The organism is Streptomyces sp. CB02959, from assembly GCF_002803155.1.
In the GTDB taxonomy this organism is placed as follows: domain Bacteria; phylum Actinomycetota; class Actinomycetes; order Streptomycetales; family Streptomycetaceae; genus Streptomyces.
In genome coordinates this window covers 145,745-165,434 of record NZ_NNBP01000015.1, presented here as the reverse complement: position 1 = coordinate 165,434, position 19,690 = coordinate 145,745, and the positions used below count along the sequence as shown (strand labels likewise).

Annotated in this window: 22 protein-coding genes; 5 read left to right on the top strand and 17 right to left on the bottom strand. The window is 66.0% G+C overall.

All coding sequences use genetic code 11. From position 1 onward, the window contains the following. Positions 1-27: 27 nt before the first annotated feature. The 12 genes from CG747_RS24265 to CG747_RS24210 all read right to left on the bottom strand — a co-directional run bounded on the left by CG747_RS24265 (position 28) and on the right by CG747_RS24210 (position 8,408). Positions 28-477, bottom strand: coding sequence for a TadE/TadG family type IV pilus assembly protein (locus CG747_RS24265; RefSeq protein WP_100603929.1), 450 nt, complete (start codon positions 475-477; stop codon positions 28-30). Then, the gene (locus CG747_RS24260) at positions 474-857 is read right to left on the bottom strand and encodes a TadE/TadG family type IV pilus assembly protein (RefSeq protein ID WP_100603978.1); all 384 of its coding nucleotides are present in this window, start codon (positions 855-857) and stop codon (positions 474-476) included. The genes CG747_RS24265 and CG747_RS24260 overlap by 4 nt, the downstream gene beginning before the upstream one ends. A gap of 50 nt (positions 858-907) precedes the next feature. After that, positions 908-1,315 carry a TadE/TadG family type IV pilus assembly protein gene (locus tag CG747_RS24255; RefSeq protein ID WP_100603928.1) on the bottom strand — a complete coding sequence of 136 codons (408 nt, stop codon included), beginning with the start codon at positions 1,313-1,315 and terminating at the stop codon, positions 908-910. A gap of 3 nt (positions 1,316-1,318) precedes the next feature. Next, entirely contained in the window at positions 1,319-1,519 is a 201-nt protein-coding gene (locus CG747_RS24250) for a hypothetical protein (protein WP_100603927.1), read from the bottom strand. A gap of 38 nt (positions 1,520-1,557) precedes the next feature. Next, positions 1,558-2,457, bottom strand: coding sequence for a type II secretion system F family protein (locus CG747_RS24245; RefSeq protein ID WP_100603926.1), 900 nt, complete (start codon positions 2,455-2,457; stop codon positions 1,558-1,560). After that, entirely contained in the window at positions 2,454-3,365 is a 912-nt protein-coding gene (locus CG747_RS24240; RefSeq protein WP_180985685.1) for a type II secretion system F family protein, read from the bottom strand. The genes CG747_RS24245 and CG747_RS24240 overlap by 4 nt, the downstream gene beginning before the upstream one ends. Continuing rightward, the gene (locus CG747_RS24235; RefSeq protein ID WP_100603924.1) at positions 3,362-4,714 is read right to left on the bottom strand and encodes a CpaF family protein; all 1,353 of its coding nucleotides are present in this window, start codon (positions 4,712-4,714) and stop codon (positions 3,362-3,364) included. Before CG747_RS24235 ends, CG747_RS24240 begins: the two co-directional genes overlap by 4 nt. Continuing rightward, entirely contained in the window at positions 4,699-5,523 is an 825-nt protein-coding gene (locus CG747_RS24230) for a hypothetical protein (protein WP_100603923.1), read from the bottom strand. Before CG747_RS24230 ends, CG747_RS24235 begins: the two co-directional genes overlap by 16 nt. Further along, positions 5,520-6,077: an SAF domain-containing protein gene (locus CG747_RS24225; RefSeq protein WP_257980686.1), complete on the bottom strand. Its 558-nt coding sequence runs from the start codon at positions 6,075-6,077 to the stop codon at positions 5,520-5,522. Before CG747_RS24225 ends, CG747_RS24230 begins: the two co-directional genes overlap by 4 nt. Before the next feature lie 220 nt (positions 6,078-6,297). Next, positions 6,298-6,867, bottom strand: coding sequence for a hypothetical protein (locus tag CG747_RS24220; RefSeq protein ID WP_374701813.1), 570 nt, complete (start codon positions 6,865-6,867; stop codon positions 6,298-6,300). 299 nt (positions 6,868-7,166) lie between these two features. Continuing rightward, positions 7,167-7,847, bottom strand: a complete 681-nt coding sequence (locus CG747_RS49775; protein ID WP_257980685.1) for a hypothetical protein — start codon at positions 7,845-7,847, stop codon at positions 7,167-7,169. A gap of 81 nt (positions 7,848-7,928) precedes the next feature. Continuing rightward, on the bottom strand, positions 7,929-8,408 hold the full coding sequence (locus CG747_RS24210; RefSeq protein WP_100603921.1) for an ATP-binding protein: 480 nt from the start codon (positions 8,406-8,408) through the stop codon (positions 7,929-7,931). Positions 8,409-8,892: 484 nt separating this feature from the next. On the opposite strand from CG747_RS24210, the gene CG747_RS24205 reads away from it, so the two are divergent. Next, positions 8,893-9,231, top strand: coding sequence for a hypothetical protein (locus tag CG747_RS24205; protein WP_257980684.1), 339 nt, complete (start codon positions 8,893-8,895; stop codon positions 9,229-9,231). Positions 9,232-10,286: 1,055 nt separating this feature from the next. Here CG747_RS24205 and CG747_RS51045 read toward each other — a convergent pair. Continuing rightward, complete coding sequence (locus CG747_RS51045) at positions 10,287-10,622, bottom strand: DUF6415 family natural product biosynthesis protein (protein WP_219621527.1); 336 nt, start codon at positions 10,620-10,622, stop codon at positions 10,287-10,289. 299 nt (positions 10,623-10,921) lie between these two features. Here CG747_RS51045 and CG747_RS24195 point away from each other — a divergent pair, with 299 nt between their 5' ends. Continuing rightward, the gene (locus tag CG747_RS24195) at positions 10,922-12,151 is read left to right on the top strand and encodes a helix-turn-helix transcriptional regulator (RefSeq protein WP_100603974.1); all 1,230 of its coding nucleotides are present in this window, start codon (positions 10,922-10,924) and stop codon (positions 12,149-12,151) included. On the opposite strand, the gene CG747_RS24190 is transcribed toward CG747_RS24195, so the two are convergent. Continuing rightward, the gene (locus CG747_RS24190; protein WP_100603919.1) at positions 12,132-12,794 is read right to left on the bottom strand and encodes an HAD family hydrolase; all 663 of its coding nucleotides are present in this window, start codon (positions 12,792-12,794) and stop codon (positions 12,132-12,134) included. The two genes, CG747_RS24195 and CG747_RS24190, sit on opposite strands and share 20 nt — an antisense overlap. Positions 12,795-13,258: 464 nt before the next feature. On the opposite strand from CG747_RS24190, the gene CG747_RS24185 reads away from it, so the two are divergent. From CG747_RS24185 to CG747_RS47395, 3 genes are all read left to right on the top strand, one after another. Next, a complete protein-coding gene (locus CG747_RS24185; RefSeq protein ID WP_100603918.1) occupies positions 13,259-13,723 on the top strand; it encodes a hypothetical protein in 465 nt (154 codons plus the stop codon). After that, the gene (locus tag CG747_RS24180) at positions 13,723-15,468 is read left to right on the top strand and encodes an alpha/beta hydrolase (protein ID WP_100603917.1); all 1,746 of its coding nucleotides are present in this window, start codon (positions 13,723-13,725) and stop codon (positions 15,466-15,468) included. The genes CG747_RS24185 and CG747_RS24180 overlap by 1 nt, the downstream gene beginning before the upstream one ends. 88 nt (positions 15,469-15,556) lie before the next feature. Then, positions 15,557-16,039, top strand: coding sequence for a hypothetical protein (locus CG747_RS47395; RefSeq protein ID WP_146022141.1), 483 nt, complete (start codon positions 15,557-15,559; stop codon positions 16,037-16,039). 234 nt (positions 16,040-16,273) lie between these two features. Here the strand turns inward: CG747_RS47395 and CG747_RS24175 are convergent, their stop codons facing one another. From CG747_RS24175 to mycP, 3 genes are all read right to left on the bottom strand, one after another. Next, a complete protein-coding gene (locus CG747_RS24175) occupies positions 16,274-16,570 on the bottom strand; it encodes a WXG100 family type VII secretion target (protein ID WP_100603973.1) in 297 nt (98 codons plus the stop codon). A gap of 79 nt (positions 16,571-16,649) precedes the next feature. Beyond that, positions 16,650-17,012 carry a WXG100 family type VII secretion target gene (locus CG747_RS24170; RefSeq protein WP_100603916.1) on the bottom strand — a complete coding sequence of 121 codons (363 nt, stop codon included), beginning with the start codon at positions 17,010-17,012 and terminating at the stop codon, positions 16,650-16,652. Between the two features lie 147 nt (positions 17,013-17,159). Then, a complete protein-coding gene (gene mycP / locus CG747_RS24165) occupies positions 17,160-18,308 on the bottom strand; it encodes a type VII secretion-associated serine protease mycosin (protein ID WP_257980694.1) in 1,149 nt (382 codons plus the stop codon). Positions 18,309-19,690: the final 1,382 nt, after the last annotated feature.

The following is a 19,690-nucleotide window of genomic DNA, read 5'->3' as shown; positions in this document are numbered from 1 at the left end:
TCTCCGCGACGGATGGGATGAACAGTTTTACGGGGTGGTGCGTTCGGCGTGCGAGGTCGCGCTCGCGTGCAGGGTGAGGGACCGTAGACCGACCAGCTGGAGGATCTGGGTGCGGTAGCGGTGGGTGACGTGGACGGTGACGGCGTTCCCCTTCACCGCGGCGCTTCCGGTGTCACCGACGGAGGAGACGTAGCCGCGGGCCGCCCGGGTGGCTTCGGCACGTACGAGCCGGACATCCTGGTGATCGCGCAGCCGGTCGATGTCGAGCTGTTGAGCGCCGGTCCGCGCGGCCTCCTGCGCGACATCCAGTGCCTGGGCTTTGCCGGCCAGGGCCAGGCCCCCGTCGACAACGATCCCGGCGAACAGCCAGAGCGCGGCGGCGATGCCGACGACAAATGCCGTGGCCTGCCCCCGGTCGTCTGCCAAAACGAACCTGGCGCGGAGGCTGGCAAGATGCGCACGCAGTCGTGGGTTCACCTGACTCTGCCCCTGAAGGAATCGACGACGGAGAAGGCAGTACCGGCCAGGTGCACGTGTCCCGGCATCCCGGTTCGGGTGAGATCGCCCAGGGCGGCGGTACAGGTGACCTTCGCCGAGACATTGGCTCCGGGGTCAAGGCCACTGGTGGCGAGACGAACGCTCGGGCTGGTGCAGGTGGCACCGGTTTCTTTGAGCGACGTGGCCGCGGCGCGAAGGGCCTGGGCATGGGCGGCGTGCTCTGTGCGGGCCAGGGAGGCGGCGCGGGCGGCTTGGTGGGCGGCGTCCGCCACCACGAGCCGTGCGTCGGCGAGCCGCCCCAGAGCCACCACGACAAGCAGCATCAGCACCAGCAGCGGGGTGAGCAACACCAGCTCCACCGCCGCCGAACCACGGTCGTCCCCGGCACGCATACCACGCGCCTCACGCATCATGGGTGGCCTCCATCGGGGGCCGTAAGGCGTTCCGTTGGGCCGGAGGCCGCGCCGGAGGCGTGCAGGTGCAGGCCGGGTACCACGACCATCACCGTTCCGCGGACCCGTACGGTGGTCTGCGCGGTGGTGCGCTCGACTGCCACGGACGGCGTGGTCAGGGTCCGGCTGCCCAGTGCCGCGAGACTGCGCGCGGCCTGGGCCCGGCCAGCCGCAGTGCTGCCGTGCTGGGTACGGGCGGCGGCCAGAGCGCGCCGGGCTGCGTACTGTGCGATGTGCCGCGCGTGCCAGACCAGCGCGAACTGCACGATCAACATGGCCAGGAGCAGCAGCACCGGGACGACCAGCACCAGCTGCGTCGACGCCGCCCCGCGATCGTCGCGCCACCTGTGAGGGGAATTGATCATGACCTATCCGAGGTCGATGGCCTTGGCCTTGGCGGTGACTTTGGCGACGATGATGCCCACCACGCTGAGGGCCAGGATGACGAGCAGGGCAGTGATCAGGACGGTCTCGGTGGTGTAGCCGCCGTCCCCACGGGCACGGGCGTGCTGGCGCACCTCGGCCAGGTGGGCCCGTAGCAGGCGAGCCATCGTCTTCACGTCGAACATGACTGCATTTCCTCTTCGGTCTTGTGCGTTTTCTGGGCTCAAGTGGCGGACAGCACGTGGGCGAGGGCGGGGTATCCGATCAGCAGGAGGAAGGCGGCGAACAGTCCGACCACCGGCACGGACATCTGCTCGGTGGCCGCCTGTGCCGCCCCGTCGGCCTCGGAGATCCTGCGGCGCCGCATCGCCCGCGCCTTCGCCCCCAGTGAGCTCCGGACCCTGGCGCCCTCGCTGCCCGCGAGGCTCAGTGTCGAGGCGAGCTCCACCAGGTCGCTGACGCCCAGCTGCCGGCCGAGTTCGCCCAGGTGAGTCCACGGGCTAGTGCGGGTGAGCTGGGCGACGTGCAAGGCGTGCCGCAAGGTGCCGGCCGCCCAGCCCTGCGGTGCGGCCACGGCCTGCGTCAGGGCTTGCTGGACGCCCGCACCGCCGGCAAGCGCGATCACAGTCAGGTCCAAGACGAGGCTGAGAGTGTGCTGCATCTCGCGGCGCCGCCACTGCGCCTGCTTGCGCAGACCAAGGTCGGGAACGAAGAACAGCACTGCCGCAAGGCCCAGGGAACCGGACAGCGGCACCCACCACCCGGCCGCAACATCCGCCCCCAGGCGCAGCAGCAGAACCCCGGCCCAGGGAGCGACCAGCCCGGTCATTGCACAGGTGGCCTTGCCCGCCAGATGCGTTTCCTCGTCCGTGCCACAGACTGCGAGGTCCACCCGCAAGGACTTCGTCGGGAAGCCGAGCGCCCGCACCAGCGGCACCGCACGCCGCCCCAACCGGGTCGCCCACTCCATCTCCTCCGCACGCCCGGCCGACGAAGGCACAGGTTGCACAGGGATGTTGAGTGCGGTCAGGACATCGGCGAGCGCGGGCCTGGGAGGACGCAGCCCGTAGATGACAGCGGTCGCCCCGGCGCCGAGGAGCGCCCCGAGCAGCACGACAATCACGGTCGACCTCCCGGTGCCGGACCCGTCCCGGCGACGGCTGGGGTGATCAGGCGGGCAGGTTCGTCGATGCGGCCGATCGCGGACAGGTAGGTGAAGCTGGCAGCAAACAGGCCGCCCACCGCTGCCAGGACCGCCTGCCCGGTCAACGTGTCGAAGGGATCCAGGTACGGGCGGTTGAAGACCACCATGCCCACCGCCATCCCCAACGTGACGATGACGGTGACCCGCACTCCGGTCCGTACGCTCGCGCGGCCGGCGTCGATGCGCTGCCGCATGGCCACCTGTTCGCGCACCGACTCCGCCAGCTCGCCCAGCAGCGGCGCCAACTGCCCCGCCTGCTGCTCGGCCGCCATCACCAGCGCAGCCACCACCACATCCGCCAGCGCATCATCCACGTCCGCGGCGAACGCCCTCAGCGCGACGGAAAGGGACCGTCCCGACCGGACGGCGACAGCCAGCCGCTGCAACTCGTCCTCAAGGGCGGCAGGCGCGATGTCGGCGGTCGCCAGCACCGCCTGTTCCAGGCCGGCCGCCGCGGAGAGAGTGTCACGCAGCATCTCCGTCCACGCCGCCAGCGCCTCCATCCGCTCCGTACGCAGGGCTGCCGCCCGGTCCGGGCCCAGCAGCCCAGGCAGCGTCAGCCCGGCCACCGCGGTCAGTACCGCCGCCACCGGCCAGCCCGTCAAGGCGCCCACGACCACTCCGACCGTCACCGCGATCGTGAAGCGCCGCGAGGTCCAGTCCGCAGGCAGCCGCCCAAGCAGTCGTCGTCCGAGCCCCACCTGCTCCTCGCGCACCGCGCGTCGTACGGCGCCGTGGCCGATCGCCACCAGCCCCAGGCCACACACTGTGCCGCAAGCCACCGCCACCGCCGTCACCGTGCCGGGACCCCAGTGGATGGCGGTCATCTGGCCGCTCCCCACCACGACGCCTCGGTGACCTGGGGCTCCAGCCCGGCCGCGACCAGATCGTTGAAGGTCTCCGTCCGCAACGGGGTCGCGGGGACAGCCCGCCCGTCCGAGCCGGGATGGTAGACCTCGTTGGAGACGATCTGAGTGCCCTCGGCGTCGATGACCTCGCGCACCGAATCGATCACCCGTCGCCCTGCCGCATCCCAGCCCAGATGCACAACGAAGTGCACCGCGGAGGCGACCATCAGGTTTGTCGTCTCCAGGGACAACCGCTCGGGGGCTTGAGCTGCGTAGGAGGCGAGTTTGGTGAACACTCCGCGTGAGGTGGAGGCGTGGATGGTGGACAGGGAGCCGTCGTTTCCCTGCGACATGGCGTTGCACATCGGGATGACCTCGGCGCCGCGGATCTCCCCGACGATGACCCGGTCCGGGGACATCCGCAGCCCCCAACGCACCAGCTCCGCCTGGTCGATGCCGCCCTGTCCCTCGATGTTCGGCTCCCGCGCCTGCATGGCCACCACATTCGGATGCGCCACCGGATCGGCGTCGAGGCCGAGCTCGAAGGTGTCCTCGATCGTCACCAGCCGCTCCATCGGCGGAATCTCGTGCGCGAAGGCCCGCAGCACGGTGGTCTTGCCGACGTTGGTCCCGCCGCCGATCACGATGTTCTTGCGCGCCCGCACCAGGGCTGTCAGGAACGCCGCCAGTTGCTGATCACAGACCCCCAGCCGCACCAGCTCAGCCATCGAGGCGGCCGGGAAGCGGTGGCGGCGGATCGTCAGCGACACCCGACCGGTCACCGCCATCACCGCGAAAAGCCTCGACCCATCGGGGAGTTGAAGGTTCAGCCGGGGCATCCCTCGGTCGAAGCGACGTTCTTCGTCGCCTGTACTGGCTGCGAGGGTGCGAAGGAATTCCACCAGCTCGGCGTCCGATGCTGCCACGGCACTCTCGCGGTGCCATGTGCCGGAGGCGTCTTTGACCCAGACGACATCGCAGCCGTTGATGCAGATGTTCTCCAGCGTGGTGTCCGCCAGCAGCCGCTCCAGGCGCCCCGTTCCGAACAGCGCATCCGTGACCGCTTGGGTGACCCGTTCCTCCACGGACGCATCAACGACCCGGCTCCCATAGGAGAGGGCCAGGCGGCGCTGGGCCCCCAGTTCCTCGGCCAGCAGGCGATCCACGGTGGCCCGACGCGCCGCCTCGCTCTCCGTCGGCAGCCCCGCCGCCTCCCGCTCACCGGCATACTCCGCCAGACGGGCCGCCACCCGCTGCCGCACCAGCAGAACCAGGTCCTGCTCGCCTTGTGCCGGGACCACGCCCGGCGGCATCAGTGTCTCGCCCACGAGGGCACTCCCTCATCACCCGCGACCGCGACCAGACGCCGCTGCATCTCAGCGTCCATCTCCGTGGCCTTCTGCTCTCGACAGTCGGCCAGCTGCCTGGCCAGCTTGCAGGCTGCGGCCATGAGCGGCTTCACCCGGAATCCGGTCGTCCGCAGTCGTCCCGCACGCCGCCGGTGCATCGCGGCTACGGCCTTGCCATCCCACGGCAGGAAGACCACCTGCTCGATGGCGAGCGACTGCGCGATCTCGTCCGCTGGATACGGACACGGACCCACAATGGCCAGCGTCAACCGCCCGCCGTACGCTTCCGTCTTCAGCCCGTACGCGGACACATGCGTCAGTGGCTCCGCGCCACCCCGCGCCACCAGGACCACCTGATCAGCGGCCTCCAGCAGCGGCGCGACGCCGCTTCCGATCCGCCCAACATCCAGCAACACCGTGCCCCGGTCGCCTTCCCCACCCAGCAGCACCCATCGACCGCCCTCATCGGCCAGCAATCGCACCGCCTCCGTGCACGGGCCGCGCCCAGGCACCGCAGCCACCGCCCGTACCCCGAAGGGAAGTTCACTCACCGCACCCAGCAAGGACCCCGGATGCGGCTTCCCCACCGCAGCTGCCACATCCAGCAACGAGGGCGCCGGCGGTAGCCCGAAGCGCATCATCAGGTCCCCACCGGACCCGTCCGCCTCCACCATCACCGGCCGGACCCCACCATCCGCCTCAGATGGCCACGCGGAAGCCAGCGCCAAAGCCGTCGTCGTCACTCCCGGCGCGCCCGAGACCGACCCGACCATCACCAAACGTCTCACGGAGCCTCACGCCCCTCGGCCGGCAGAACCACCACACGTGGATGCTCCAGCTGTGCCGCCCGCTTCGCGGCCCCGGTCTCCACCAGAACCGTCACCACCCGCGGCCCGCCCGGCGACTCCGGCGCCCGCACCCCCGTCACCGTCCCCATCACCGGAGCAGCCGCCTGGTCCTCGTCGCTCTGCGCCGCACCGCCACCAGTCGGTCCAGGCAGCACCGCCACGCGTTCTCCGCGAGAGAGCTCCGGCGGCGCCCCGCCCGGCTCCACCGCCAGCGACACCTGAGAAGAGCCCTTCGGCGGAAAATTCACAGGCGTCCCCACCTGCCCGGGCGCCAGCAACGCACCGGCCACCAACGGCACCTTCACCCTCCGCCCGAGAACCGTGCCTCGATCAGCCACCGGCACAACGCCCGCATCCGCAGCAACTTCCACCACCCGCAGGTCAGCCGGTTGCAGGACCCGGCCCACCGGCACATCACGCGCCAGCACCAGCACCCGGTCCCGGTGCCCCACCACTTTGGCGACCATTGTGAAGCCGACCGCCGAGACCACCACCGCCCCCAGGCCCGCCCACACCCAGCCCAACCGACGCCGCCGACCACCGGTCACAAGTGGCTTCCGCTCCGGACCTGACTGTCGCGCCCCCGGCACACCGGCCCCAGCACTCCTGGGGACTGAAGAAGACAAGGAAGTACCCACAATTCACCCCGCAGCAAGAACGTCCAACTTCCGACAAACGGCACGGCAGCAGCGCACCGCCCGCCCACTCCAGCCGTCAGCTCGTCACAACGGCCTGCACCTCATCCACCTCCAACCGCCGCTCAGCCGACATCGCCAGGCCCGGCACCACTCCTGATCGCCCACCCCCTTTCCACTCCACATCCCAGACCACCCGCACCGACACCGAAAATGCCTTCCCCGGCTCGGACGTCGACGCTCGCCGATAGGTGTAACCGCAGTCCGGCGACGACGCGTTGGGCCCGAACCGGGCCGAGTACGGCGTCCCCGGGCCCTGACAGACCACACTCCCGCCGTCGCCCATAGACCACACCGACCTCCGCGGCCGAGCCGTCGCCGTCACCTCCACCCCACCCACAGCCGCCGACGTCGTCACAGGCCCCCATGTGCCGCGCTCCACCCACATCCACGTCGGCACATTGACCACCTGCGCAAAGTCCTCACGCGGGCTGGTACGGATCACCGGCTTCGGCAATTTCAACCGTGACACCGCCCGCTGCACCACAATCCGCACCGGCACGTGCCCTTTTGCGTCTGCCTTTGGATCGTTCGGCTCTTCGCCATCGACACGCGGAAGGAGCCCTTTTCCAGCCTTTACCAGGCCCATCTTGGCCAAGCCATGCTCCCAGTCATCCGCGCCGATATCTGAAGCGCTCTTATCTCCCCTGCGGTCCTGTTCCGTGTGCTCGCTTGGGGGCCGAGCCTCCGGCCTGCCTTTCCCGGAATATCCCGGCTGCCTTGTGACGCTCTTCGCTTCTGCGCTGCAAACCCCTGGAGCGCACGTCACTCCCCCGTACATGTCCTTGTTCCCGTCTGCTCGTGCAGGCGAGCTTGAGAGTGAAAGCGCAAGGATTCCCCACCACACGGCCAGGCCGCAGGCCCGACTGTTCAGCCCGATGCCCCTGATCAGCATGAGCCGGATTCGCCCATGTAGAGATCAGTGACCTTCCAAACGCCCTTGGCTCGCCCCACAGTAGCGTCGGCTTTGAAATGGCTACCCGGCACGTCGTTCTTCAGCTCGCCGTTCCGTTTGTATTGCAGCCAGTCAGTACCGTCGACACAATCACGGATGACGACTTTCCCATCACGTGCGGAAACGACTGCCGGAGCCAGCCGTGGAGCACCCTTGGCTACAATGCCTTCCTTCACTTGTTTCCTGAGGCCGTATTTCATCAACTCGAGAGCCCCGGCCGCCGCATGCTTCTCGAGGCGCGGCGACTGCGGGTCGGGGGCTGCCGACACTGCGGTCAGATCGCTCCACATCCCCCGGTAGGCGGCAACCGCATCCCCGCTCGGGGTGCTCGGGGTGCGAGCCACCTCAGTCGGTACGGCCGCTTCGGACGGCTTCGCATCGTGCGGGCTTCCAGTGCACCCACCTACCAGGCCCAGCACAGCGGCGACCGTGCAGCCCCAGCGCAGTTGCCACCTCACTCGTCCACGAAACGCCACGTTCCCCCACCTTTCGTCACTCAGAGCCGACAAATAACCACCCTGCGTGATCAATTGCAAGCTGGAAATGCCTGCGTCGCACTTTCCACTCGGATCGGGAAGGTTCACTCCCTTCTTGACGGACCCCGCGACAGGCACGACACCTCCCTCCGGTACCCCGAGGCGAAGCGCGTGGCTTGCCGCCTCGGGGCGGCAAGCCACGGAGTCGAGCGTTCGGCCTCAGCTGCCCGGAATCGCCATCCAAGCCACCTTCATCCGCCCTCCCTTGTCAGCGGCGAACCCCCAGGCTCCGCAAGTGAGCTGGTGAACCACGTGGAGTCCCCGCCCTCTCTCGGACATGCCCTTGAGCAAGGCGTCCAAGCCGCCACCGCACCTCGATGAGTCGACCTCGAACGGACCCGTCGCGGGAAATGCGGGGACTGCTGGCAACCGGGGATCTCTGTCCGTCACTTCGCAGATCAGGCCCGGAGCGGTGAAACGCAGTCGCATCTCGTACGGGCCCGGCGCATGTTCGAGTGCGTTGGCGGCAAGCTCGGACACCGCCAACACGGCATCCTCCAGCGGCTCGCCTTCATACCCCAGTTGAACCAACGCGCAGCGCAGTGTGGTCCGGGCCCGCGGTAGCGCATGGGGTGTGTCGCTCGTCCAGCGCCACAGCACACGGACCACGTCGTCCTTGTGGGGCAACGGCGGAGTCATCGTCGCCCCCCTCGCGCGGCGTGCCGCCCTCGGGCGACACGGCGGTGGCGGCCACGTCCGGGCCGAACGCTCATGCTCGCTTCGGCGAACACCGCAGGGCCGGTGTGGGTGAACAACAACGTCAGGGATGCGGCGACGAACAGAATAGGAGTCATGCGGATGACCTCCACGGTGATCGCGGCTGGAACGCGACCACCGAACCTCGCCGCTCACGAAGAGCGGAAGCCGCTGGTCAAGAGGTCTTTTGCTGCTTGTGGAGATCGGTGGCGGCATGACGCGCATCCGCACGAGACGGTGAGGGCGGCCAACGGGAAACACTCCAGGCCGTCCCGACAAAGTGACGATATCGCTCCCGTCATACCGCTCTTCAGGCTTCACGCCGGGGGAGGAACTTCGCGTGGGTGCGAGACTGCGAGGTCGATTCTTCCGTTCATTCGGTATGCGAAGAAACGTGATTACTGCCGGCGCTCTTGCCGTGCTTTCCGTGCTGCTTTCTGTGCCGTCGGCAGAGGCCACAGGGTCAGCGGCCCGGCAGGGCAACCGGATCACCGTGTACGGCAGTGGATTGCACGTGGACAGTGTGACTACAGCCAGAACACCCCACCGGATCCACGCCCAGGCGCTCCTTACGCTCCGGGAGAAGAACGGGAAGCGGAAACGGAACCTCCGAGGCTGGACATCGGCAGACACCAACGGCGACACCGACCACACCAGCTGGAGCATCAACGAGAACTTCCCGAACGGCTCGCGACTGTGCACCGAGTGGAAAGACCTCTCGGGTCAGATTCTGCCCGGCATGGCCTGCATGATCATCCACCGGTAGGCACGACGCAAACGGGGCTCGGTGCTGTCGGGCCTCCTCTTCCTGTCTGAAGTTGATGCCTCGCTGCCTCAACGGGTAGCGGTTCGTACGGGCGGTCGCCGCAGTCACCTCGGCCAACGGCGACCGCTGCCAGGAGCCTGCAGGGCGGCATCCGTGTCAGTGCCTGGTGTGCCGGCGTGGAGTAGCGAGCAGCAGTCACGCTCCTGCCGCGGCTTGGCGTGCAGCCATGCCAGGATGCCCTGGCCATGGAGCGGCTGTTGCTCAGAGGCATGGACCAGCGGCGAAGGCTGCGGTTGATGGCTGTGGTCCTTGTCGAGGCGAACGCCGCATGCTCTGCACCGGCGGGTATATGCGCGACCTGATCAAGTACAGACTTCTCCTTTGCCAAGTTCAACTCCGACTGCCTTTGTCACCGCCGATAGCATCGACGGGGACGCGCGCCGACCTACCCGCCGTGGTGGCCAGGTTCTGCACCAGTCACGGGCAGCCGCCGTCCGACCTCGTCCAAAGCCCAGGTCTGCGGACGGCCTCGGCAAGACGAAGTACCGGTCGTGGACGGCCAGCACCAGCAGTTCCTCGTCATCGGCCAGCCCCCGAGGTGCCGGTGGCAAGGACCAGCACCAGGGCGGCCAGGCAAGTGAGGTAGGCAGCAATACGCCGCTGCCGATCCGTCACGGCCGCCTCATCCGTTCACGCACAGACAGGACCGGCCGTTCAGAGGCACCCAAGGAGGTGACGATCCGCCCCCGGTCTCGGCGATGCGCAGCAGGGGCAGGGACTGATACCTCGGTTCCGTTGCCAGCCGCTCCACATGGCAAACCAGACATGGCAAGGCCCCTCCATGCGCTGTCTCTTCGCACATGGCGCCCAGCCGCGCGGGCAGCTGAGGCCAGCGTGTGCCCAGGGTGAAGCCGGCGAAATCGAGCCCACTGGCCAGCGACCATCCAGCCCCTGTGTTCCGCGTAACTGCGGTAGTCGGCCTGCCGCATGTGCAGGCAGCGACGACAGCAACCGACACACCGGAGAGAGGAACACCACCGGCAGTTGCCCGACGCTCACCAGCCCACCCTCGCCGTGTGGTGGGCCAGCAGCCATTGGCAGTCTCGGGCAAGCAGGTGCACCTGAACGTGGGCGGACAGAGCGCCGTCGCCGAGTCCCTCGTTCATCTGTCGCTCGATGCCGTGGAAACGGCCAGCGCAATCGGCTGCTTCAACGCAGACGGGCCGGCTTCCGTGGGCTGTCTCACGGACCTCGGTGAGGAGCATTGCGATGTGTCCGGTGAGTGTCTCCGCAGCTTCTGCCAGTTCCCCGGGGGAAGGCCTGCCGGCACCAAGGTGTAGGGCGTGGCGAATGGTCGCCGCGATGGTCTCCGTATCGATCGGGTCGCGCATGGAGGCAGACAGCGCGGTTGACGTTGTACAGATCGCATCTCGGTGGGCGTCTCCCCGCTGAGGGACGGAAGGGCCTGCGTAGACGGGACGTACGCGGCTGGGCATGACTGGGCTCCTGAGGTCGCATCAGTCTGGTCAACGTGCCCTTAAGGATTGCCAGGTTGTATCGCCATGGCGAGGACTTCCAGAGGACTTTTCTTGCTAGGAAAAGGGGCTTTTATGACATCGTTTGGGTGAGCACTAGCGATGATGAGGACTCCTGGGGAAAACTGTTAGAAGACCAATACAGGAGGTGCGGCGTGCCACGACCCGCAGGAAACGTGCGACTCAAGTCCGCTCGTATCGCGGCGGGTTACAGCACTCAGCAAGCCTTCGCCACGGCTCTCGGTGTGGACGTCCGCCAGGTTCGTCGATGGGAATCCAACAAACCGCCTTGTCCGCACGCCGACATGCAACAACGCCTCACAGAACTCACCGGACAGGACATGGAAGCCCTTGGCTTCACCGTGCCACTTGGACGTGATCACGCAGCGGTCCCACGACGTTCGGCGGCATCCAGCCCCGTGTCCGGTCGCCTGCCTGCCGTACCTTCCCGTACCCAGGCATCCATGCAGCCCTCATCCCTGGCCACTGACTATGAAGACGTCACGCGCTCCCATCGGCGCATGTACTGGTCCGTTGCGCCGGCGACACTCCACCCCGCGGTACTGGCACATGCACACCTCGGGTGTGCGCTACTCCCCGAGACGGCCGGCCGAACCCGCCGCGCTGTGGCCTCGTCGCTGGCCGAAACCTGGCTCCTCGCCGGACGCATCGAGTTCTTCGACCTCCGCGAACCAGAGGCCGCCAGCTCCACTCTGCTCCGGGCCCTGCAGGCGGCTGGCGAAGCCGACGACGCCCTGATGGGCGCAGCCATCCTCGCCCACACGGCCTTCATTCCCGGCTGGTCCGGTGACCGGGAAGCCGCGGCCGAGCGCATGGTGGCCGCCCGGACGTACGCGCGCCGCCACCCTGCTCCCGCCGCCTTCCTTGCGTGGCTGGACGCCGTCGAAGCAGAATGTGAAACCCGGTGCGGCCACCTGCGCACAGCGCTGAACCTGATCAAGCACGCCGAGGACACCCTGGCCGAAGACCAAAACCGCTCCGTGCCCCCATGGATGGACTGGTTCAGCGCCGCACGCCTTGCCGCGTTCAAGGGAAACACCCAGCTCAAAGCAGGCCACCTTCCGCAGGCCCGTTCAACGCTGCTCGACGCCCTCGACCAGATACCTCCTGAGGAAGACAAGCAGCGCACAGTCGTCTACGCCGACCTGGCCGCCGTCGAGGCTGCCTCCGGCCAGCCGGAGGCAGCATGCCACCACGCCTGCTCCGCCCTCGACCAGCTGGAGATCACCTGGTACGCCACGGGCATGGAACGCGTCCGGGAAGTACGCCGGAGCCTCATCCCACACCAACGCGAGCAGTGCGTACGCGAACTGGACGAGCGCTTGTACGGCTGGTCGACGACGGTCAGCGCGCTGACACGTTGAACTTGCCGATCAGCTCGGGCAACTCCGTGAGCATTTCGACGCGGAACGTCGGCAGCTCGCGAGCCTCGGCGGTGTTCCACTGGATGGTGGCCCAGGGGCCCCGGTGCACCAGCGCAGTGTGCATTCCTGCGGCAGCCCCGGGGCGTAGATCGTTGTCCACACGGTCTCCGACGTACAGAATCTCCTCAGGCATGAACGGCACCACTGCGGCGACCCGGACGAAGAACTCAGGGTCCGGCTTACTGGCCCCCCAGTCGTCCGACGTGCCGATCAAATCCACGTCGTGGGAGAACAGATCACGAAGGATGCGGCCCGCGCGCACCGTCTGGTTCCCTGCGATCCCGAGCCACAGCCCCGCCTCCCTGAGCTGAGCTAGGGTCGGCCGGACATCGGGGTAAAGATCACTCTCGTCGAAGTGCTCAGGCTGCCCCGCACCCGCACGGGCCTCGCGCTGCGCCGAGAGGTCGAAACCAGGATCAAACTCCAGAAAGGTCTCACGGTAGTCCCGGCCCTGCGCGATGACAGCTCCGAACATCGCTGCAAAGGTATGGCGCGGAACACCAAGCCAATCAGCCCATGTTCCGTACTCCTTGGTCTCGTCGACCAGACATTCCCCAACATCGAAGACCACAGCGCGAATCATGCGAGAACCATACTGACCTCGCGCGGTCGGTCGTCAGCATGACGAATGACTGACACGTGACGCCGACAAGGGCGAGTTCCTCAACGCCTCGCAAGATCAGGGCACGCCCATTTGACCAGGGCTGTCGATCCTGCGGCGATGCGGTGGCGGGGCCACGTACAGCAGAGCCCTCCTGCCGACTGCCATCTGGCGATCGTCTCCGAATTCAGGAACGGCATCCCGCACCGGCGAGCGACGGGGCGCCAGGTGGCGGCCGAGGTCCGCACTCGCTGAGGGGTAGGCGAGCCTTGTACGGCAGTTCGGGGCGGCCCGGACGCACGGATCGGCGACGGGCACGCAACGAACTACCGCGGACAGGAACTGCCAGCATGTGAGTACACGTACTCACGCACGGGTGCCGGTATGGCTGCTACCTTCGCACCCGCGCGTGATACCAACAAGCACGTGGTTTGCCAGGGGGCGGAGTGACGTTCGAGGAAGAGTGGGCCGAGCTCAAGCATGAGAACTCGGTCCGCATGAATCTGGCCGGCGCCGGTGGGGAGGACTGGAGCTCCGGAGGCGGGCAAGGTGACCTTCGCTCGTCTCGGCAGGCGTGGAGCCAGGGTTCCCAGGCCGTCGGGTCGGTACACGTGAACCTCAAAGCTGCGTTGAGGGACCTGGAGACCAAGCAGGACGGGATCGTGAGCGGCAGCAGCGGAGTCGATGGCCTGCGAAGCGTCGCATCACAGCTCAGCGTCTATCAGTCGTGGCAACAACGCCTCGACCTCGTGAGCCGTGAATGCGAGGAGCTCAAAGATAAACTCCAGAAGTCCGGTGACGCCTTCTACAAGACCGATGAGGCCATCAAGGAAGCCTTCCAAGAACAGAAGACCACACCCAGGAACGGAGCGAGAATCGACAGCTCCCCTAAAGGCCGAGGTGAGTCCTGATGGTGAGCTTTTCTCAGCTTCGCAATTTGAAGCCCTCAGAATTCGACGAGGCTGCAGAGGGTTGGCACAGGGTCGGTAGCGCTGCCAGCGAGGCGAAGGATCGAGTGGAAAAGGAGATCGTAGCCAAACTACAGCGCGATCTGAAGGGTGCGGTATGCGATGCCGCGGTCGAACGGCTGCGGCGACTGAGCCGCAACTTCCACTACATTCAGGTGGAGAGCGGTCTGATCCGCACGGCATTGAACGGACTTTCTTCGGAGCTGTGCGCAGCTCAAAGGAAGTTGGAAGACGCCGTAGCGGACGCCGAAGCGGAGAAGTTCACCGTTAAGCCGGATGGCTCGGTTCACTGGGTGTCCCAGTCAGAGTTGATTCCCCTCAACCCCGAGCAGAGCACAACGGCAGATGGCCCGAGAGTCGTTCTTAAAACCGATCCGCAACGAGTAAAGGCCCAAGGCTATGCCGACAGGATCGGCGCCGCAATCACCGATGCCAACGAGGCCGACGCCCATTACTCACAGACGCTCGACCGGCTCAAGGCAAACAACAATCTCAATGTGACCGATTCGGACTGGGTAGACGCTCAGAACGATATGAGCGCACTGCGAAAGTTCGCTGGAAAGTACCTACAGCGCAACGACATTCCAAAGGGTAAGTCTCCAGCGGAGAACGCTAAGTGGTGGAAGGGTCTCTCTGCGGACGAGAGAGCCGACTACACCGCTCTGTTCCCGGCAAGCATCGGAGCATTGGACGGCGTCCCCTCCGACGTGCGCGACGAGGCCAATAGGGCCGTCTTCACGGAGACCCGGGCGGCGTACCAGACTCGGCTCGACGCAATGCCGCCGGAGCCCTGGCCCCAGTGGGTATCCGTCGGTGGGCCTTACGCGAGCATGGTGAAGAGTGACGAATGGATGGCCTGGAACAACAAGTACCACGCTGAAGAGGTGAGGGCGGCCCTCAAGGGAATGGATGCCATAAAGAATCGGCTCGACTCCACTGCCAAAGACGGCCTCCCCGAGACTTACTTGCTGGGCTTCAGTCCGGAGGGCACCGGGCGCGCGATCATCGCCAACGGCAACCCCGATACGGCCAACCACACCGCTGTCTACGTACCGGGGACGACATCGAACCTCAGCGGGATCGGCGGCGACATCAAGCGCATGACCGACCTCTGGAAACAGTCTCACGCACTAGCGGACGGCCAGGAGATCTCAACCGTTACATGGCTCGGCTATGACGCGCCGCAAAAATTGGGAAGGGATTCTCCTCAGAGCCATTTTGCCGATGAGGGTGCACCGGCATTCAACAGCTTCATCGACGGCCTTAAGACCTCACATGAACCGGGCTCCGATGGCCACCTCACGGCGATCGGGCACTCCTACGGCACCACACTGATCGGCTCCGCTGCCCGTCAAGGTGATCTCCACGCCAACGACATAGTGTTCGCGGGCAGCCCCGGTGTTCAGGTAGGCAAGGCCACAGACCTGGACGTCCCGCAGGGGCATGTATGGAATGAAGACGCCGACGGCGACCCTGTTCCGGAGATGGGACGATGGGGCCACGGTGGCAGCCAATGGAAATACAAAGGCGGTATCGGCATCATTCCCAGCGACGATCTCTTCGGAGCCAATCAGATGAGCACTGACACAGAGGGGCACAGTAATTACTGGACACCCGAATCGAGGAGCCTGAAGAATCAAGCAGCCGTCGTCGTGGGGCAGTATGACAAGGTAGTTACCGATGGCTAATCACTTCCGATCCCGGCAGGGCGCCTTGAAGCAGTCACTCGTCATGCTCCCAGTGGCCGCGATCACCGTACTGACAGGATGCTCCAGCGTGACCGACACCAGTAATGACCCGAGTTACACGCCCGAAACCAGGGAGGTGTCCGAAGTCAGGCAGGAAGCAAAGGGACTCTCCAGTGAAATCCTCAGGACCATTGGCCTGCAAGGCGAGGTAAGTAAACCCGGGCCAGGGGTTTCGGTATGCGGAGAAAAAGATGCCGATAAATTCTATGTCATACACCATCCATGGTCTCTCACAGGCGCGCCGATCGAGGACATGAAGAAAGCGATGACGCGCCTCAAAGAGGAGCTTCCTAAGAATGGTTGGAAAATCGCAAGTTACGGACCAGATAAGAGTCCAAGCAAAAGCCTAGAGCTGGTCGCTGACTCCACGAAGAAGAAGTACTCGGTCAACATCCACCTTTATGACGAGACCGGCAACGCCAACCCCAATGGGCCTAAGTCGAAGATCTACGTCGATCTCATCTCGGCCTGTTTCCAGGTGCCCGAGGGAAAGACCGTCGATCAGTATTGATCGTGACAGACCAGCAGTCGGCCAGGATCTCGCATACCCAAGGCAATACGGGTGGAAAACTCACGGGTGACGGAAAACAAATGCCGTCTGAGTGCCCCATGCCTACAGAGCCTTGTATGGACCGCCAACGCAACGATTCGCTGCGCAGCAGAGAGCACTGTGGGGTGGACTTCCGCTGAGGCGGTGTCCACCCCACAGTCAGGCCCAGACCCGCGATCGGGCCACCAGCGGCGGCTACTGGAAGAAGCCCGCCGCCTTGCGGTCCGTCGTCCGGTAGTCGGCGCTGCCTGCGCGGATCTTGGCGGACACCTCGTGCAGCGTGCTCTGGATGTGGCTCGCTCGAGCGTTCCACTGCCGCTCCGCGGCCTGGAACGCCTGGTGCGCCTCGCCCTCCCAGGATTCGGAGACGCGCTTGACAGCGCCCCAGATCTTGTCCAGCTCGGCCTGCAGTTCCTTTGCGGCGCGCTCGATATCGGCGGCGGTCTGCTCCAGAGCGCCGTAGGTAACTCGAAGGTTATGGTCGCCGGCCATACTCTCCCCCATTTTCTCGGAGTTGCTACTCGGTGGTCGTGATGTGCCCGCCGGGGAGTCGATGCCCCAGCCTTGTCGTCTAGTAGCTGCTGATGCCGCTGGCAGCGCCGGGGTCCAGTCGCCCACCGGCGGCGCCACCGTTGACGTCGATGCCCCGGAAGCTGGACAGCACCTCGGCGTCATTGGCGTCGCTGGTGACGCCGGTCCGGGCAACAGCGTCGTTGATCCCGTCGAGCATCCGACGCAGCGCGGCGTGATCCTCGTTAAGCGCATTCTGTGCTTGCCGGAAGGCGCTCGCGCCCTGGCCCGTCCAGGCTGTCTCGACCGCCGCGATGGCGTTCACCAAAGTACGCAGCTGCGCAGACATCGACTGGCTGCCGCTCTGGATCTCGCTCTTGAGCTTCTCGATCTCCGCATACGTAAGTGCGGTGTTCCCTGCCATGATCCGCCTTCCCCCATGAGTAAGTTGTGGAGCCGAGTAGATTCTTCTCTTCTCAGCTTCGATTTACGGTGCATTGCAAACGCTGCGGCCCGCGCTACCGGGCACCGTGTTCGTGGGTGATCAGAGCCTTATCCTCCTTCCGTGAATTCATCGCGACGCTCTACGACGCCGAGCGATCGCGAGCCCGCTGATGGCCACCACCCCGGCCGCCGCGGCGATTCCAGCAACTACCGGCCATGTCGTGGAGTCGCCACCCTCCACCCGACTCGTTGGTTTCTGCGCCGCCCCGGTAGTGCCCTTTGATGCCCCTGGCTGCGGCGCCTCTGATGGCTTGGCCGTGCTGTGTGCCGCAACCAGCGGATTGACGCCAGCAGGGCCAGGGTCACCCTCCTTGTCCAGCAAGACCTTGCGCGGGCGGACGATCCCGTAGCCGAGGTACTTACTCGGGACCTTGCCATTCTCCGGCTTGCCAGCAGTCTCCATCATGACGCGCAGGACCTGGTTGTTGGTCCAATCCGGGTGGGCGGACCAGATCAGGGCTGCCGAGGCCGAGGCGATGGCTGTGGCATCGCTGGTTCCATCCTCAATGCAGCGCCGGAGTTCCGTCGTACACCGTGTGGGAATACCGACACCAGGCGCCGCAAGCGCTACCTGGGGCCCGTAGGTTGAGAATTTGGCTACTTTCAGGGACTTGTCCACAGCCCCGATTCCGACAACCCCAGGGAGACTTGCGGGGTAGGCAGGGGCGTTCCCCTGTCCTCCCTCATTTCCCGTGCCAGCAAAGACCAGGCTCCCCTTCTTGTTCGCGTAGTCAACTGCCGGTTGCAGAACAGCCTTGTTTCCGTCGCTGACCGTTCCGCCCTGGGAGATATTGATGACCTTTGCACCCTGATCCGCTGCGTAGCGGATAGATTTGGCCATGTTGATAGCCCAATTCCCGTCAATGCTCTTGATGGGAAGGATCTTTGATCCCGGTGCCAGCCCCCAAGGACCGTCCCCACTCCGCCTGCCGGCGATGATCGTCGCCATGCTCGTGCCATGGCCTTCGTCATCGTGGTTGGCTCCACGTCCTTGGCCCGTGAAGTCCTTGCCTGGCAGCAGCTGGCCACGCAGCTCCGGTACGGAGCTGTCAACGCCGCTGTCGATCACGGCGACGGTGACACCTTCTCCGGTGCTCAGCTGCCATATGCGCTCGGCTTGCATCGCATCCAGATGCCACTGGCGTGATCTCATGTCCACCGCCACAGCTGCCGGTGCGAGCAAGCCCGGACACAGAGCCGAAAGGCAGACGAGCACCGTCAACCGGAGGTGAATCCTCCGCCGCAGGCGAGTTGCCGCACGAGTCACAGTGCTGTCTCCTCCTGTCCGCTGGACAATCACGCCAACGTCATTCGATCACCGGTGGCACAACCGAACGGTCCTGTGTCGTCCAGGTCTCATCGTCTTCATGGAGATAATCCGGCCGTTGGGCGAAGCCACGCCGCCGCCCCTGACGGAACGACGGCGCCCCCGGCACAATGTCGCCTGAGGCGTTGTCCCGTGCGAGTCCAGATCCGCCAGGCGTGAAGTCAGCCGCCCTGTCAAGCGGTGCCTGTGCTCGGCCGGCTGCTCCTCCCAGAGCGGACGCCGAGCCCCGGCCTGCGGCGGTCGACATTTCGGGAGCAGGCCTTTCAACGGTGCTTCCTCCGCCGCTCCTGCCCATCAGAGAGCCGTGCGACCCGGAACCCTGTTCGCCGCCCACCACCGGTCCGCCGGATGCAGCTCCCACTGTGCCGCCAGGCTCGTATGCAAAGCGACGCCCAGGAACACCCTGGCTCGTGCCCCTACTCGTGCTTCCGGGATAGCCATGCGCTCTCGCACTACGGTCCTCACCCATGGCCAGACCGCGGGGCGCGTTGGCAGCCTCTCCATGGAGAGGGGTTGGGCGCTGTCCAGAACTTGCCGCGACTTCGCTGATCGCCCTGCTCCCAGCGGCGGAAGGATTCCCTCCAGAGTTCACCGGCCTGGACGGGAGCACACCGTGTTCCTCGCCGATGACTCTCCCGCCCGGCAGCCCAGGGCGTCCGGTAGCGATGCCGGAACGTTGGGACGTTGGGCCGACGATGCCGTCTCCCTCAACGCTGCGGGACAGCCTCTTGCCCGTGCCAGGGCGAGCGGCATTCGACTGCGGATCCCGTGTCGCACTTCCACGATCCGCAGGGGGCCCCACTGTCCCAGGGCTCGTTCGCAGACCAGGTATGACAGGACCAGGGAAGTTTCCAGAGCTACCGGAGTGGACCGGAACGGTGCTTCCATTCGACGTCGTCGCATCGGGCAAAACCGGGGCGGTGGAGTTAACCGACGTGCCCACCTGTTTGTCCTGCTGCGCGCCGCCAACAGGCGTGCGGGACGCCCCTACGTGCGGCTCACCGCCGCTGCTCCCGGTTGAGGAAGCGGTCCCGGCACCACCTGCGCCATTCGAAGGCTCCCTGCCCGTCGGCTGGTCCAAGATCTCGGAGTGTTGGGCAATTCGCCTGCTTCCGCCAGGCGGATCCGGCACGAAACCCGACGCGGGCTGGAAGTTAGGCGGCTCCTGGCTCTCGATGTTCTCCTGGGCCGTGCGGTAGTACGAGGCCAGCCGATTCATCGCCGTCACCGCCGCTTCGCGGTCCGGGTCCGTCATCAAGGGAGCGCCCGTC